Here is a 15,943-nt window from a genome sequence, read left to right as displayed (position 1 = left end):
TATACATCACCGGAAACTGTGAATTCTTTTCTTACAGACTACAAATTTGCCTTATTCATTCTCCCAAACTTTTCTATTAATTTTCTGTTTCACATTGTGAAATACAAATTCCACACTATGAAACAGAGAATTTTTCAAGGTGTTTGGAAGAAAGTATCAGAAAAAATATCCAAAGGAAAAGGAGACTATGCAACTTACCACCGATGCAAAAACTCTACCTCGTGTATAGCCTAAACGTTTGCACATTGAACAAATCTAGTCCCGGCTTGTTATATAAGCAAATAGAATCATTGAAATGAGAATATTGATTACATTGATATTATTCATACTCACTCTTTTTGCCATACAAATGACGGACAAAGAAGAATCCCGGGATGTGACGCACACGGTTTCTGAAAAAGTCTTGCCAACCGAGGAGTATAAGTCACAACTCATTTCATACTCTTTCCATGCTAACTGCATGCTACCGACCGATTGCACACACGGAGTCCATGTACTTTTCAAGCAGTCTTGTCAACGGTATTTACAGCATATACAATTCTCTATCCGCGAAAACACGCAGCAACTTGCTAAGGCAATCATGTATGCTGCCCGGAACCGGACAGAAGTCTCTGCCACACTGCATAAACAAGGCCATACCCTCGAACACAGGCGACAGAAAAAACGTTACACTTACATCATCCGGCACATTCTTATTTAGTAAACTCTGTTACACAGTACGATTTTATAAACTTTATCACCACACATACTACAAAGAGTGGGGATAGAAAGCTTTATACACAAACCATCAATTAACTAGTAACATCATGAGTTTCAATATTACAAAAACAAGCCAGAAAAGAGTAGTCATCGTAGGTGGAGGATTTGGAGGACTACAATTGGCTAATAAGCTGCACCAGTCCGGTTTCCAAGTTGTCCTCATTGACAAGAATAATCATCATCAGTTTCCTCCGCTCATCTATCAAGTAGCTTCTTCGGGACTGGAGCCCAGCTCCATTTCTTTCCCTTTCCGGAAATTATTCCACAGCTACAAGGATATTTATTTCCGGCTGGCCGAAGCAAGGCAGTTGTATCCAGACAAGAAGGTTCTGCAAACCTCTATCGGAAAAATTGAATATGACTACCTGATTCTGGCAGCTGGTACCACATCCAACTTCTTTGGGAACAAACGGATAGAAGAAGCCGCCATGCCCATGAAAACCTTGTCGGAAGCAATGGGACTAAGAAACGCCCTGCTCAGCAACCTGGAACGAAGTATTACGTGTGCCACCAGCCAGGAACGACGGGAACTGCTGAATGTAGTCATTGTGGGAGGAGGAGCAACCGGAGTAGAAATAGCCGGTGCCATTGCCGAAATGAAACGGTATGTATTACCGAAAGACTATCCGGAGATAGACCCCAGCAACCTGCATATTTTTCTAATTGAAGCAGGCAGCCGTCTGCTTTCCGGTATGTCGGCCGAATCGTCCCGGGAGGCAGAAAAGTTTCTCCGCCGAATGGGGGTAAACATTTACCTCAACAAACGTGTGACGGATTTTCTGGAACACAAAGTGATACTGGAAGATGGTATGGAAATACCTACACGAACGTTTATATGGGTCAGCGGTGTACGTGCCAATGAGATTGCCAACCTTCCTCAGGAAGCTATCGGGCGGGGAGGCCGTATCCTGGTGGATGCCTACAACCGGATAAAGGGTATGGAAAATATTTTCTGCATCGGCGACCAATGCCTGATGACAGCCGATAAACACTATCCGGAGGGACATCCGCAACTGGCTCAAGTAGCCATTCAACAGGGAAAGCTACTGGCCGAAAACTTGAAAAGACTGGAGAGGAAAAAAGAAATGCGCCCGTTCCATTATAAAAATCTGGGCACCATGGCCACCATAGGCAGAAACAAGGCTGTTGCCGAATTTAACACAGTCAAAACGCAAGGGTGGTTCGCCTGGATACTATGGCTAGTGGTTCATTTGCGCTCTATCCTGGGTGTCCGCAACAAAATGAATGTATTGCTGAATTGGATATGGAGCTATTTCACTTACGACCAGTCCTTACGACTTATCATCTACGCACAAAAAGCGAAAGAAGTCAGGGAACGGGAAGAACGAGAAAGTAAAGTACACTGGGGAGAAAAGACTCCAGAATAATTTAAGCTAACTACAAAAGACGTGGGACATATCCGTCACCTTCAACAACGGATATGTCCCACTTACTTTTATATCACAGGAGTCAACTGATTACCATACATTCACACGATTTTCAGGAGCTACGTACAACGGATCAGACGGTGTGATGTGGAAGGCATCATACCAAGCCTGAATATGTGGCAACGCACCGTTTACACGCCATCTGCCCAATGAGTGAGGGTCTGACTTAGTATACACACGAATCTGCTCATCACGGATGTTACCAGCCCACAAAGTAGCATAAGCCAGGAAGAAACGCTGTTCTGGAGTGAAGCCGTCCACAACTCCGAGCGGAGCATCCTTAGTAGCGTTCTGGAAAGCCAGATAAGCCACTTTCAGTCCTCCATGGTCGGCTAGATTTTCACCCAGAGTCAATTCACCATTGGCATGCAAACCCGGCAACACTTCAATCTTGTTGAAGAAGTCAATCATCACCTGAGCACGTACCTTGAAACGGTCGGCATCGCCCGGAGCCCACCAGTCGGTCAAGTTTCCGTCTTTATCAAACTGGCGACCCTGGTCATCAAATCCGTGGGTCATTTCGTGACCGATTACTACACCAATGGCACCGTAGTTTGCCGCATCATCGGCTTCCATGTTAAAGAACGGTGGCTGAAGAATAGCAGCCGGGAAGCAGATTTCATTAGTCGACGGATTATAGTATGCATTGACTGTCTGCGGAGTCATCAGCCATTCGTCTTTATCGACCGGCTTACCTAAACGGCTGTACATATCATTGAATCCCCATTCTGAAGCACGACATACGTTCGCCCAGTAAGAATCGTTCTTGATTTCCAGTTTAGAATAGTCTTTCCACTTGTCTGGATAACCTACTTTCACATGGAAAGTGGCCAGTTTTTCATGAGCCTTGATTTTGGTGCTGTCGCTCATCCAATCTTGTGCGTCAATGCGTTCACCCAGGGCAGTCTGCAGGTTCTTCACCAACTTCACCATACGTTCTTTAGCAGCAGCCGGGAAGTATTTTTCCACATACATCTCGCCTACCAGCTCACCCAGCATACCGTTCACTGAGTTTACAGCACGTTTCCAGCGCGGCTGATTTACCTGGCGACCTGACAATACCTTGCCATAGAAATCGAAACGGGCAGCTACAAAGTCATCGCTCAGGCAAGAAGCTGCCGCATCCAGCAGGTTGTATTCCAGATAAGACACATGCTTAGACAACGGAAGCGTATTCATCAGGCGAGCTACTTCCTGAATCGGTTCTACCTGCTCTACGTTCAATTCAGCCGGAGCCTGAATACCCAAACCTTTCATATAGGCATCCCAGTCGATTCCGGCAATGTTCTTCTTTAATTCATCGAAAGACATTTTGTGGTAGTTAGCTTCCGGATCGCGAAGTTCTGTTGCACTACGTGAAACTTTGGCAATGGCTGTCTCGATTTCCATGACATCGGCCACTTTCTGCTGTGCATCTGCCTCAGAGAAACCAGCCAACTGGAACAACTTGCCGATGTAAAGTTTATACTGTTCACGAATGTTCTGAGTGATGCTGTCGGTATCCAGGTAATATTCCTTTTCACCCAAGTTGATACCACCTTGTCCCATCTGGAAGATGTTGAGCGAACTATTCTTCGGGTCAGCATATACATAGCTGTGGAAATAGGTACCGATACCGATATGAGCCATTTCAGTCATCATCGGCACGATTTCACTCTTGTCTTTCATGCCAGCAATCTTGTCAAGCATGGCCTTCACTGGTTCCGCCCCCTGCTTGTTCAAGGTTACGCTGTCCATCGCCATGTTATACAAGTCACCGATTTTCTGTGCGGCTGAACCAGCCTGATTGTTTTTCTGTGCGGCCAGTCCTTCAATCAGTTCACGCAACTGTTTCTGGCTGTTTTCAAACAGTTCATCAAACGTGCCGTAACGAGAATATTCAGCAGTCAGCGGATGAGCATCATTCCATCCTCCACATGCGTAACGGAAAAAGTCCGTACCGGCAGACACAGTGGTATCCATGTTTGCCAAATCAATGCCAGAAGTGCTTTTCGCTTCCTTCTGTCCGGCGCAGCTTGTCAGCATAGCAACAGCCAACGTAGCTACGGCTACATAATTTTTCTTGTTCATAAATGTGTTGTTTTTATTAAGTCTCTCTTATTTCATCTCTTCCAGTTCTGACAAAAGCAGTGTCCATTCCTCTTCTGCCTCTGCAATCTGCTTTTTCAGTTGTTGGTGCTGCTCGTACAACTTCATATCAGAAGCACCTTCGGGAGTGGCCATTTGTTCCTCCAATTGTGACACATGTTCTTCCAGAGTCCCAATCTTTGCCTCGCAGTCGGCCACCTGCTTCTCCAGCTTGCGGATTTTCTTGTTCAATTCCTTCTGTGCTTCGTACGAAAGTTTGCTCTCGCTCTCTGCCGGCTCTTCTTTCTTGGGCGAAGCAGTCTGCGGAGATTGAGACAACTGAAGTTCGTTCAGGTTCTCCATTTTCTTCTTTTGCAGGAAGTCATAGATACCGCCGATATGTTCCTTCACCAGTCCGCCACCAAATTCGTATACTTTGGTCACCAGTCCGTCAAGAAACTCACGGTCGTGAGATACCACGATGACCGTACCGTCGAACTCTTTCACGGCTTCCTTCAGCACATCCTTCGAACGCATATCAAGGTGATTGGTCGGCTCGTCCAGAATCAGGAAGTTCACTGGCTCCAGCAGCAGCTTAATCATAGCCAGACGACTGCGTTCACCTCCTGAAAGCACCTTTACTTTCTTTTCAGAAGCCTCTCCTCCAAACATGAAGGCACCTAAGATGTCTCTAATCTTTAGACGAATGTCTCCTTTTGCCACACGGTCGATAGTATCAAAGACAGTCACGTTTTCATCGAGCAGCTGTGCCTGGTTCTGGGCAAAATAGCCAATCTGTACGTTATGTCCGATGGTCAACTTCCCTTCATACGGAATTTCATCCATAATGCACTTCACCAGCGTAGACTTACCTTCACCGTTCTTTCCGACAAAAGCAACCTTTTCCCCGCGGTGGATGGTCAGATTCACATCGTGAAAGACTACATGATCACCATACGCCTTCTTCACATTCTCACAAATCACCGGATAGTTACCGGAACGAATAGAAGGAGGAAACTTCAGGCGAAGTGTAGAAGTATCTTCTTCGTCAATCTCAATAGGTACGATTTTCTCCAGCTGCTTGATGCGGCTTTGCACCTGTACGGCCTTCGTAGCCTTGTAACGGAAACGTTCAATAAAGTCTTCCGTATCTTTTATTTCTTTCTGTTGATTCTCGTAAGCACGCAATTGCTGTTCGCGACGTTCCTTACGCAGCACCACAAATTCATCGTAAGCTACTTTATAATCGTATATCCGTCCGCAGGAAATCTCAATGGTACGGTTAGTCACATTGTTAATAAATGCCCGGTCGTGACTTACCAATACTACCGCACCGGGACTCATCTTCAGGAAATTCTCCAACCATTGGATACTCTCAATGTCCAGGTGGTTGGTCGGCTCGTCGAGCAACAGCACATCGGGACGACGCAACAGAAGTTTCGCTAACTCAATACGCATACGCCATCCCCCGCTGAATTCAGAAGTAGGACGGTCAAAGTCCGCACGATTGAATCCCAATCCCGTAAGTGTACGTTCTATCTCTGCACGGTAATTGGTTCCTCCCATCATCAGGAAACGTTCGTTCTCATGGGTAAACCGCTCTATCAGTTCATGATAGCTTTCAGAATCATAATCCGTACGGTCGGCCAGTTCCTGGTTCATCTTCTCCAGTTTTTCCTGCATCTCAAAAATATGCTCAAAAGCCATCTCGGCCTCAGCCATAACCGTGCGTGTATCGCTCAATATCATGACCTGCGGCAAATAACCGATGGTAATGCCTCGTTGCACGGCTACTACTCCTTCTGTGGGCTGCTGCAACCCCGCCAGGATTTTCAGCATGGTCGATTTTCCGGCCCCATTCTTTCCTACCAGTGCAATACGGTCTTTTTTGTTGATAACAAACGATACATCTTCAAATAGTGGAGTAGTCCCGAACTCCACCTTTAATCCTTCTATTGAAATCATGCGACTTTATTCTTCTACGTTACAAAGTGGCGGCAAAGTTACAATTTTCCGGCCACAGCAGTGACAGACAAGCTGTTAATTTTTCAAAGCGTCGGACTCTCCCTCCGATTTACGCTGCAAATACAACTGGCAGGAATTGACTACATTATGCCACACACTGTAGAATCCTGCCGCAACGGCCGTCACAGGAGTGAAGAAAGTGTAACCCATCCAGATGGCAAATACCGTATTTTTCTGCCCCAAAGCCTGTCCGGAGCTGATGGAATCATCGTAACAACGTCCTATCTTTTTCCCGAAATAGAACTGCAGAGCACAGCAAACCAAAGAAACGCCTCCCAATCCGGCCTGATACCAGAAAGACACGTCGCTGTGTACAATACTCTTCACCGTTACCCCAATAGCCAATGTCAACGCCACAGCCCACAGATAAAAAGAAAGTTCATGATACTGTCCTAACTTGGCATGAACCTTTGGAAGCAAAGCCTTCAGTAAAATGGCTGCCAAGAACGGACAAAGCAATAAGGGGAACACCTTACCTAAAATCAGCGCAAACGAACTGCCAAAATTCAGTTCCGGATGCGGGTGAACTAACGGAAGTACCAGCGGCACCAAAATAGCTGCCAGCAAATTGACTAAAATGGTATAGGTGGTCAGATGGGCTGCATCTCCTCCTAACTTGCGTGTAACCACCGCAGCCGCTGTTGCTGTAGGACAAATCAAGCAAATCATGGCTCCTTCCACCAATATACGGGCCGGGAAATCTGGGAAAATCACCAGGAGCAATCCCAAAAGCAAGAAACTTACTCCTTGAATCAGCAGCAAACGCCAATGCCAGGCACACAACTTCAAATCGTGTACATTGATTTTACAGAAGGTAAGAAAAAGCATCAGGAAAATCAATACCGGCTGTATAATATCGATGGCATGAGCCACAAAGGGCTTGGTAGGTGCCAGAAAAGGGATATTGACATACACAAAGTACAGAATGACTCCCATTTCCATGGCTATGGGCAACGTCCAATTTTTACAAAAACGTAGAATATTCATTGTTAATCCACTATGGTGAAACAAACCTGCCAGTGCAGAGTGAAAGAAAAAGGATTTGCAAATCCGGCCATCTACAGGCTACGGTTTGCAAATCCTTTGTATGGTCTTATACCTCTTACCTTTTACAGGAAGAAGCATATCAGATGTGTCAATTACTTACAGTTGCCAGTGCAACGAGGTTTGATTTGTTTGAAGAAATCATTACCCTTGTTGTCTACCAGGATGAATGCCGGGAAGTCTTCTACTTCAATCTTCCAGATAGCTTCCATACCCAGTTCCGGATATTCTACACATTCAATGCTCTTGATATTGTTCTGAGCCAAGATGGCAGCCGGACCACCGATAGAACCCAAATAGAAACCACCGTGTTTCTTGCAGGCATCTGTTACAGCCTGGCTACGGTTACCTTTAGCCAGCATAATCATAGAACCACCGTGACTCTGGAACAAGTCTACGTACGGGTCCATACGGCCGGCAGTAGTCGGGCCCATAGAACCACAAGCCATACCCTGCGGAGTCTTAGCCGGACCCGCATAATAAATAGGATGATCCTTGATATACTGAGGCAGGTCTTCACCACGATCCAGACGTTCTTTCAGTTTGGCATGTGCAATGTCACGACCTACGATGATGGTACCGTTCAAAGACAGACGAGTAGCTACCGGATATTTATCCAGTTCAGCCAGAATTTCCGGCATCGGACGGTTCAAATCAATCTTCACAGCATTGCCTTCACCTGCCTGACGCAATTCTTCCGGAATCAGTTCACCCGGATTTGAATCCAGTTTTTCAATCCAAATACCATCTTTGTTGATTTTACAACGGATGTTACGGTCAGCAGAGCAAGATACGCCCAAGCCTACCGGACAAGAAGCACCGTGACGCGGCAAACGAATGATACGTACATCGTGTGCATAATACTTACCACCGAACTGAGCCCCCAAACCAATGCGGTGAGCTTCTTCCAATACTTGTTTTTCCAGTTCTACATCGCGGAATGCACGTCCGTATTCATTACCTGTAGTGGGCAAATTATCATAGAAACGAGTTGAAGCCAATTTCACAGTCAACAGGTTCTTTTCAGCTGATGTACCACCAATTACAAATGCAATGTGATAAGGAGGACAAGCTGCAGTTCCCAAAGTCTTCATCTTTTCAACCAGGAACGGAACCAAAGTAGCCGGATTCAGGATGGCTTTTGTTTCCTGATACAAGTAAGTCTTGTTAGCAGAACCACCACCCTTTGTTACACAGAGGAATTCATACTCCATACCCTGAGTAGCTTCGATATCAATCTGAGCCGGCAGGTTGCAGCGAGTGTTCACTTCTTCGTACATAGTAAGCGGCGCATTCTGAGAATAACGAAGATTCTCTTCCGTATAAGTTTTGTACACACCCAGAGAAAGCGCTTCTTCATCACAGTAGCCAGTCCAAACCTGCTGTCCTTTTTCACCGTGGATAATTGCTGTACCGGTATCCTGACAGAAAGGAAGTACGCCTTTGGCAGCTACTTCTGCATTGCGCAAGAAAGTCAAAGCTACATACTTGTCGTTATCGCTTGCTTCCGGGTCAGTCAGAATCTTTGCCACCTGTTCGTTGTGAGAGCGGCGCAACATGAAAGAAACATCGCGGAAAGCCGCATTGGCCATCGCAGTCAAACCTTCTTTTTCGATTTTCAGGATGGGTTTTCCTTCAAACTCGCTTACAGACACATAGTCTTTTGTAAGCAAATAGTATTCAGTTGTATCCTTGCCATGTTCAAACATCGGCTGATACTTGAATTCGGGTGTTGCCATAATACATTAAATTAATTGTGAGTTATTAGTGGACACAAAGTTACAAAGTATTATCGAAATTTTTCCTTAATTCCTACAAAAAGTTATCTGTAATTATTCCTACTCTTCTATTGCACGAATCAAGCCCTTCTGCAATACATCTACTCCCGGAAATCCCACATAACGTCCCTGCAATTTACCGTCATGGCTGATAATCAAATAAGCCGGAATCCCCGTAATGCCATAAGAACTACACAGATATTTCCATTGTGACTCGGTAAGCCGATAGTGTACCCCAGTCATTTTAGACAAGTTTGATTTCCAGATATTTTCCGGAGAAGAAGGCCCCGTCAGATAAATATATACAATGTCTTTTGATGACAGATTCTTCTTCAGCGGTACCATAGACTGCATACTTTTTTTACAAGGACCGCACCACGTAGCCCAGAAGTCTATCAAAATGGCACGCCCTTTATGAGGAGCAATAATCTTAGGAAGAATATCTGCCCCTTCTACCTGCGCATCCAGCGAAGCAATCACTGCTTCTTTCACTGACTCCATCCGTTCGGCATTCTGCTGAAGTGCTTCTGCCACGGCTTCCACATACATACGAATTTCTGGAAAATTCACCATTCTCAGTACTTTCCGGTCATCTGAAGACAGAGAAGAGGAAGCTGTAAGCCGACTACAGATGGGCATCACCTGCTCATAGTCAGACTGTAACCTAGAAGCGACCTCCGGACTCTCCATCAAGCCTTTTTCAACGGCACGATAGGCATTCAGTGCAGCAGAAGAAGGGGAACCGGCCAGCTCCCGGTTAATGGTCTCAGCAGCTCCATCAAACCAGGCCTTCTGTTTTTTCTCGTAACGCCTACCCAACAAACGGGAAGCGGACATGCTCAGGCGAGGAAGATTGATGTATACCGTCACCTCTTCGTCAGGGACAAGAAACAGCTTCAAAACCGCTTCGTTCAACCGCAATGCTGTCAAAGTTGGTTGCAACAACTCTGCTTCCAGATGAAACGAGCCATCCTGACGGACTTTAATGCTTTGCTTCCACTCCTTAGGAAAAAGGCCGTCTTCATATTCCAGTTCCGTAAACAATGACATTCTCGGATCATACCCTAGAATATAACCGTTTACTATGGCCTTTCCTACCGACAATCCAGGCTCTGGAATTTCATTGCTCCGTTCCGGCTTATCTGTCGTGAGATAATTAGGCACATACACATAAGGTTCTTCCCTACTCAACTGAATACCAAAGATGCCCCATCCCACCTCCGGCTCTATAAAATCCACTTCATGCACATCCGAAGGAATCGGTGAAAAAGAAAGAGTTACTTCCAAAGTCCCATTCTCTTCAATTACTTCCGGCTCAGTCACTCCATCAATGGAAATACGTTCTGCCTCACGAAGCTGTGCAATACCTCCATCAGCCCATTTCAATGCCGCTTTTGAAGAAATGACGACCGGGGTTCCCGGCTTACCATACATCACCGCATCAACCTGAGTCTGTTCACTGGTCTGGATAATCCGTTTGAATTCTATCTCCGCCGTATTCGACAATACGAAACCTGGATATTCCATCACCTTTCTTCTATTGGCCTGCACCTGCAAAGCCATGAAGCAAACGCAAAGCAAACATATATATCTGCATATTCTTTCCATACGCAGTACCTCCCATTTTACAATAGATTCTTTACACGTTCTATCAGTTCGTTTCCAAGCTCCGTTTTAACCTTTATATGTTCCAGTACCGCAGTCACAAACGGATTGCTTTCGAACACGCCACGCACTTCTTCAAAGTCGCGCACCTTCTCCTCACTGCTTCCATCTGCCCCGAATCCGGTCATGGAAGTCAACGAAAATTCTTTCTTGGCATCTTCATACACCATTTTATCCAGTCCCACTACAGCCTCCTGCCACTGGCGTACGATAGCTACGATGTCTGCCGCTGTAATCGTATCAGCCCGCAAGCCATAGAAATCAAGCATTTTTTCATAGGCCCACATCCATTCATACGTATAATAATTGGCGTGCATCTCTGCAAAACGGTCGTGTATCTCATCCACACTGTTCAAACGGTCGCACTCAATATCTTCCATCAGGCGTTCTATCTCACTCTTCGGAGCAATCAACCCGGAAATATCCACCCATTCTCCAGTTCCAATCGGCGTATCCGGAACCAGACGAGCACGAATTTCTTCATCTGAAGCAAAATGAATGTCTTCCAGACGCTTGATGACAGAGTTTCCCAAGAATTTATGGATGGCAGTCTCATAAAACTTGATTCCCTTGTTCAGTGCCGAATTCTTAATCTTCGCACTTTGATAAGAGTAAATCTCGGAAGTTTCCCCCGACACACGAGCCAATTCCTTCAAAATCTGTCGCCCTGCCATCATCTTCTGAATGGTGTACGGACTCAACAAATTATAATTAATCTGGTCCAAACGGTTCGGATCTTTCCGCTGGTCACGTTTAGGCCACTTCTGCGCATCGCGGATTGTACCTACACTCCGCAAATTGACACCCGGCACCAGATAAGTTGTATTCTTTTCCTCTATCAAATAAGAAAAAGGCAGATTCGAAGTATCCGGATGAGTGACATGACGCCCCATCACCAGTGAGAAGGCACCAATACGGGCTGGCCACAAGATATAAGAATCAGAAGCGGTCTTAGCACCTCGTTCCAATGCCCCCTGATGAATCGGCCCCAACTTATACATATGGTTGCTCTGGTTAGAGCCTGAACCTGCATTCATGAACGAGAACATGCCGGCAATGAGTAATGTAGACTTATGGTGCGTTACGGTAAAGGGTCCGGCAAAAATGGCACAAGCCTCTCCATTTTCCTCCTGACAGTTACTGAAGAACAATGAATCAGAAGCCGAATAGGTATGCCCCAAATGACAAGCCTGCCCCACGAAACAACGTGTAAGCATCGTACCATCTTCTACGTATGAGCCACTTGAGATGATAAAATCATCACAAATCACTCCGTACCCAATATGCACCGGTGCGTACTCATTACTGTTGATACTTCCATTCTTCAAACGGCCGGCACCTTCAATCTGGCAATAATCCCCAATCCGTACATTCTTGATGTAACCGGCATTCACTATCATTACATGACTCCCGATAGTCCCTGTATCTGACGCATGTGACTCTGCATAAGACTCAATAATCTTTCGCATTTTGTCGATAAGCACCGGACGATGGCGGTAAAGTGCCATAATATAAGCCTGATGAGCAGAAAGACGGTCATGAATAATTACCTCACGTCCACCGGTTTCATTCAGAACTGAAACTTCCACTCCATTTCCAAAACGGCTATGGCAATCTACCAAAATGATGTCTACATTCTCGATAAACGTATCATGCCCTATCTCATAGTTAGCTATATAATTCTTTACATTCTCAATGTAACAATTGTCACCCACCGTTACATTGTGTAAAGTAGCATAATACACACCAGAATGCTTAGCCATTCCACCAGCCAGAGTAAACTCCTTTTCAAAAACGCCCAGTCGCACTTTTCCAGAGAAACGGGTGTGATAAATATAATCTGTGCGAAAATTATCAGCTACTTCAACTCCACTCCAGTCGGAAGCAATACAATGCTGTGCCTCCAATCGTGCGATTTCTTCTCTTGTCAGTAAACGATAGTGTTGTGTCATATTTTTTGTTGTTATTCTTCGTCATATGTCTGATATAAAAAATCATTGTAAGGATACTTCTGCACATGCAGTTCCTTTACCTTTTTATATAATAATTCACGGAACTGATCAATATTAGTCTTTTCACGTGCGGAAATGAAGATACAATTATCATTCAGTTTCGCCATCCAAGTATGCATCAGTTCCTCCAGCGTAATATTTTCTTTCGTCTTCGGCGTCAAGTCATCTTCTGCCTTTTCCACATACGTATAGGCATCTACCTTATTAAATACAATCATACTCGGCTTTCCACCTGCACCCAAATCGGCAATTGTTTTCTCTACCACCTGAATCTGCTCTTCAAAATCGGGATGTGAAATATCAACTACGTGTACCAGCAAATCCGCCTCACGCACCTCGTCCAGCGTAGACTTAAACGAATCGACCAAGTCAGTCGGTAATTTCCGGATAAACCCTACCGTATCCGAAAGCAAGAAAGGTAAATTTTCGATAATGACTTTACGTACGGTAGTATCGAGCGTAGCAAACAATTTGTTTTCCGCAAAGACCTCACTCTTGGCCAGCAGGTTCATCAAGGTCGATTTACCCACGTTGGTATATCCCACCAGGGCCACACGAATCATGCGTCCACGGTTCTTGCGCTGAGTAGACTTCTGCGTATCAATTTCAGCCAAACGCTGCTTCAGCAAAGCCATACGGTTCAAGATGATACGGCGGTCCATTTCCAACTGAGTTTCACCCGGACCACGCAAACCTACAGAACCTTTACCACCACCGGCACCGGAACCACCACCCTGACGTTCCAAGTGCGTCCATAAACGCTGCAAACGCGGAAGCATGTACTTATACTGTGCCAGTTCCACCTGCGTCTTGGCATTGGCAGTCTGCGCACGCATCGCAAAAATATCCAGAATCAGTGAAGTACGGTCCAGAATCTTCACTTTCAGTTCATTCTCAATGTTACGGATTTGCTTGGCCGAAAGTTCATCATCGAAAATCACCATCCCGATTTCCGTCTCCTCGCTCTCATTCTGCAACTCCAGGTATTCTTTCACCTCTTGCAACTTACCTTTACCTACATAAGTCACCGAGTTCGGCGTATCCAGTTTCTGTGTAAAACGTTTTACTACCTCTGCCCCAGCCGTCTCAGCGAGGAAAGCCAGCTCATCCAAATATTCATTGGTCTTACGTTCATTCTGAGTCTGGGTTATCAAACCCACCAGCACAGCTTTTTCAGTCTGTGCTTCTGATATTACAAATTCTTTCATTCAGTGTAAATCTAATTTCTATACGGCACAAATATAAGCAAAAAGAGCGCATCTCTTTACAGATACGCTCTTTTATTTCTTTCTTATTTATTCAAATCCGGATTCATCAATTCTTCGCTTTGTGGAATTGGCCAGACATATCCGCTACTTTGCGGAGTAATCTGTGTTTTCCGTTCAAAGTTTGCCCCACGACGCAACACATCAATGCCTCGCATCGCCTCACCAATAAACTCCAGACGACGCTCGTTGTAAACCGCCATCTTCAAATCTTCACCAGACAAATGATCAATATCCAGCTGATTGCTTGTCTCCGGTAATGAACGGAATCTCACCTGTTTCAAACATTCTCTGGCAAGCTTTTCATTTTCAGTTCCACCCAAATTTACATAACACTCGGCCAAGTTCAACAATGTTTCCGCATAACGGAAAATCGGTGCCCAATCCAGTTTCTGTGCAGCATCCGTAAACTTCAGCAGCTGATTCTTTTCATTTTTCATCTGCACACGAGCATCATCAGCTGAATTGTAATTCGGCTTGCCCATGATACCGTTTTCCACGTCTACCCACAGAATTGTATTCTTAGCGTAATAATATTCTGCCAATCCTTGCTGGGTATTCGGACGATTTGTTTCCTTCATAGGCAAAGAGAATATGGTTTCATCCGTATAATAAGGTGCCTTGAACATATCTCCAAACTTGGGAGTCAGTACGTATCCCGTCACCAGCTTACCTGCTTTTACCGCCTCTGTCCAGTTGTTCATTGACATATATACACGCATTTTCAACATATTGGCAGCAGCCTGCGTAGCACGAGTCACAGCCGATTCATCCGCTGTTGTTTTTACCGGCAAAGCACTGATATTTTCCAAGTCCAAAAGAATCTGCTCGTAAACCTCCTTTACTGTTGCACGTTTCAGAGCATTATGTTCTCCATCTTTTTCCGGAGTTAAACGTAAAGGCACAGATTTCGCATCCGGATTAATTACGTATGGTGTAGCATATAGATTATTCAAATAATAATAAGCAAATGCACGCACAAACTTTGCTTCTGCTTTGTACTGCTCATATTTTTCTCCAGCAACAGCTTTAGCGCCTTCCAATTCATCCAAGAAAATATTGACACGGTTAATGGCTGCGTATGCCATGCTCCAGGTCACCGTATTTTCTGCATCTGTTTTGCCCACATTAAACTTATAAGTATTGGCCAGCGTAATCAAGTTCGGGTCAGAATTTACAATATCTTCTCCACGGTTATCAAACACCAAATAGGTTTTTCCTCCCATGAAGGAATCCGACGCATCATTTTTTATCGAACCGTACAAGCCTAATACAGCTGCTTCCAAACGATTTGCATCATTATAAATATCTCCCGGCTCAATGTATAAAGGCGGTTCCTGATCCAAGAAACTACTGCTGCAACTACTCAACGTAGTTCCAGCCATCAATATAGCATATACAATATATTTTTTCATTCGAATCTGCTTTTAAAATTCAACAATTAACACGCCAAGTTCACACCAAATGTGTAGGTACGTGCCTGTGGCAAGGTATTTTTATCCGTACCCGGAGCCAGAGTAGCATTGGTCGTATTCGACATCACCTCCGGATCCATACCCGAATAGCCCGTAATTACGAACAAGTTCTGCACCTGTGCATATACGCGCAACTTGCTGATGCCGATAGCGCTCGCCCAGTTCTTCGTATTGAAGGTATAACCCAGTGAAATATTCTTCAAACGCAAATAATCACCTTTTTCCACCCACTCGCTGATAGGCATGGCCGAACCGTTTGAATAATTATCGCCATACACTGGTTTCGGGAACATGGCATTCTTTCTTTCCGGAGTCCAGTAATTCTGAAGTACCTCCTTCGAGTTATTCCAGTAACGCATGTCACTTACCGTCGCCTTCGTACCATTATAAATATAGTTTCCACCT

Annotated in this window: 9 protein-coding genes and 1 pseudogene; 1 reads left to right on the top strand and 9 read right to left on the bottom strand. The window is 45.0% G+C overall.

The genetic code is table 11. The features are described 5' to 3' along the window. The first annotated feature begins 806 nt into the window (after positions 1–806). Positions 807–2,147, top strand: a complete 1,341-nt coding sequence (locus ACMJ0U_RS03690; RefSeq protein ID WP_417128253.1) for an NAD(P)/FAD-dependent oxidoreductase — start codon at positions 807–809, stop codon at positions 2,145–2,147. Positions 2,148–2,237: 90 nt separating this feature from the next. Here the strand turns inward: ACMJ0U_RS03690 and ACMJ0U_RS03685 are convergent, their stop codons facing one another. From ACMJ0U_RS03685 to ACMJ0U_RS03645, 9 genes and pseudogenes are all read right to left on the bottom strand, one after another. After that, on the bottom strand, positions 2,238–4,277 hold the full coding sequence (locus ACMJ0U_RS03685; protein ID WP_417128252.1) for a M13 family metallopeptidase: 2,040 nt from the start codon (positions 4,275–4,277) through the stop codon (positions 2,238–2,240). A gap of 27 nt (positions 4,278–4,304) precedes the next feature. Continuing rightward, positions 4,305–6,239: an ABC-F family ATP-binding cassette domain-containing protein gene (locus ACMJ0U_RS03680; protein ID WP_417128251.1), complete on the bottom strand. Its 1,935-nt coding sequence runs from the start codon at positions 6,237–6,239 to the stop codon at positions 4,305–4,307. A gap of 75 nt (positions 6,240–6,314) precedes the next feature. After that, positions 6,315–7,286: a bile acid:sodium symporter gene (locus tag ACMJ0U_RS03675; RefSeq protein WP_417128250.1), complete on the bottom strand. Its 972-nt coding sequence runs from the start codon at positions 7,284–7,286 to the stop codon at positions 6,315–6,317. A 152-nt stretch (positions 7,287–7,438) separates the two neighbouring features. Further along, the gene (locus tag ACMJ0U_RS03670; protein WP_007557817.1) at positions 7,439–9,082 is read right to left on the bottom strand and encodes a fumarate hydratase; all 1,644 of its coding nucleotides are present in this window, start codon (positions 9,080–9,082) and stop codon (positions 7,439–7,441) included. Positions 9,083–9,181: 99 nt separating this feature from the next. Continuing rightward, complete coding sequence (locus tag ACMJ0U_RS03665; RefSeq protein WP_417128248.1) at positions 9,182–10,648, bottom strand: TlpA family protein disulfide reductase; 1,467 nt, start codon at positions 10,646–10,648, stop codon at positions 9,182–9,184. Positions 10,649–10,746: 98 nt separating this feature from the next. Beyond that, complete coding sequence (locus tag ACMJ0U_RS03660) at positions 10,747–12,738, bottom strand: DUF4954 family protein (protein ID WP_417128247.1); 1,992 nt, start codon at positions 12,736–12,738, stop codon at positions 10,747–10,749. An 11-nt stretch (positions 12,739–12,749) separates the two neighbouring features. Beyond that, complete coding sequence (gene hflX, locus ACMJ0U_RS03655) at positions 12,750–14,006, bottom strand: GTPase HflX (protein ID WP_007557823.1); 1,257 nt, start codon at positions 14,004–14,006, stop codon at positions 12,750–12,752. 83 nt (positions 14,007–14,089) lie between these two features. After that, on the bottom strand, positions 14,090–15,478 hold the full coding sequence (locus ACMJ0U_RS03650; RefSeq protein ID WP_417128245.1) for a RagB/SusD family nutrient uptake outer membrane protein: 1,389 nt from the start codon (positions 15,476–15,478) through the stop codon (positions 14,090–14,092). Between the two features lie 26 nt (positions 15,479–15,504). After that, positions 15,505–15,943, bottom strand: a pseudogene (locus ACMJ0U_RS03645) (TonB-dependent receptor); the annotation flags it as partial.

Origin of the sequence: Phocaeicola sp. (assembly GCF_048170425.1) — a bacterium.
Lineage (GTDB): Bacteria > Bacteroidota > Bacteroidia > Bacteroidales > Bacteroidaceae > Phocaeicola.
The sequence above is the reverse complement of the archived record's forward strand: the minus strand, read 5'-3'. Positions and strand labels throughout refer to the sequence as shown.

Bases quoted from the DNA above. Each gene is read 5' to 3' on its own strand.
- ACMJ0U_RS03690 (WP_417128253.1), top strand. From the start codon at position 807: ATGAGTTTCAATATTACAAAAACAAGCCAGAAAAGAGTAGTCATCGTA.
- ACMJ0U_RS03685 (WP_417128252.1), bottom strand. From the start codon at position 4,277: ATGAACAAGAAAAATTATGTAGCCGTAGCTACGTTGGCTGTTGCTATG.
- ACMJ0U_RS03680 (WP_417128251.1), bottom strand. From the start codon at position 6,239: ATGATTTCAATAGAAGGATTAAAGGTGGAGTTCGGGACTACTCCACTA.
- ACMJ0U_RS03675 (WP_417128250.1), bottom strand. From the start codon at position 7,286: ATGAATATTCTACGTTTTTGTAAAAATTGGACGTTGCCCATAGCCATG.
- ACMJ0U_RS03670 (WP_007557817.1), bottom strand. From the start codon at position 9,082: ATGGCAACACCCGAATTCAAGTATCAGCCGATGTTTGAACATGGCAAG.
- ACMJ0U_RS03665 (WP_417128248.1), bottom strand. From the start codon at position 10,648: ATGGAATATCCAGGTTTCGTATTGTCGAATACGGCGGAGATAGAATTC.
- ACMJ0U_RS03660 (WP_417128247.1), bottom strand. From the start codon at position 12,738: ATGACACAACACTATCGTTTACTGACAAGAGAAGAAATCGCACGATTG.
- hflX (WP_007557823.1), bottom strand. From the start codon at position 14,006: ATGAAAGAATTTGTAATATCAGAAGCACAGACTGAAAAAGCTGTGCTG.
- ACMJ0U_RS03650 (WP_417128245.1), bottom strand. From the start codon at position 15,478: ATGAAAAAATATATTGTATATGCTATATTGATGGCTGGAACTACGTTG.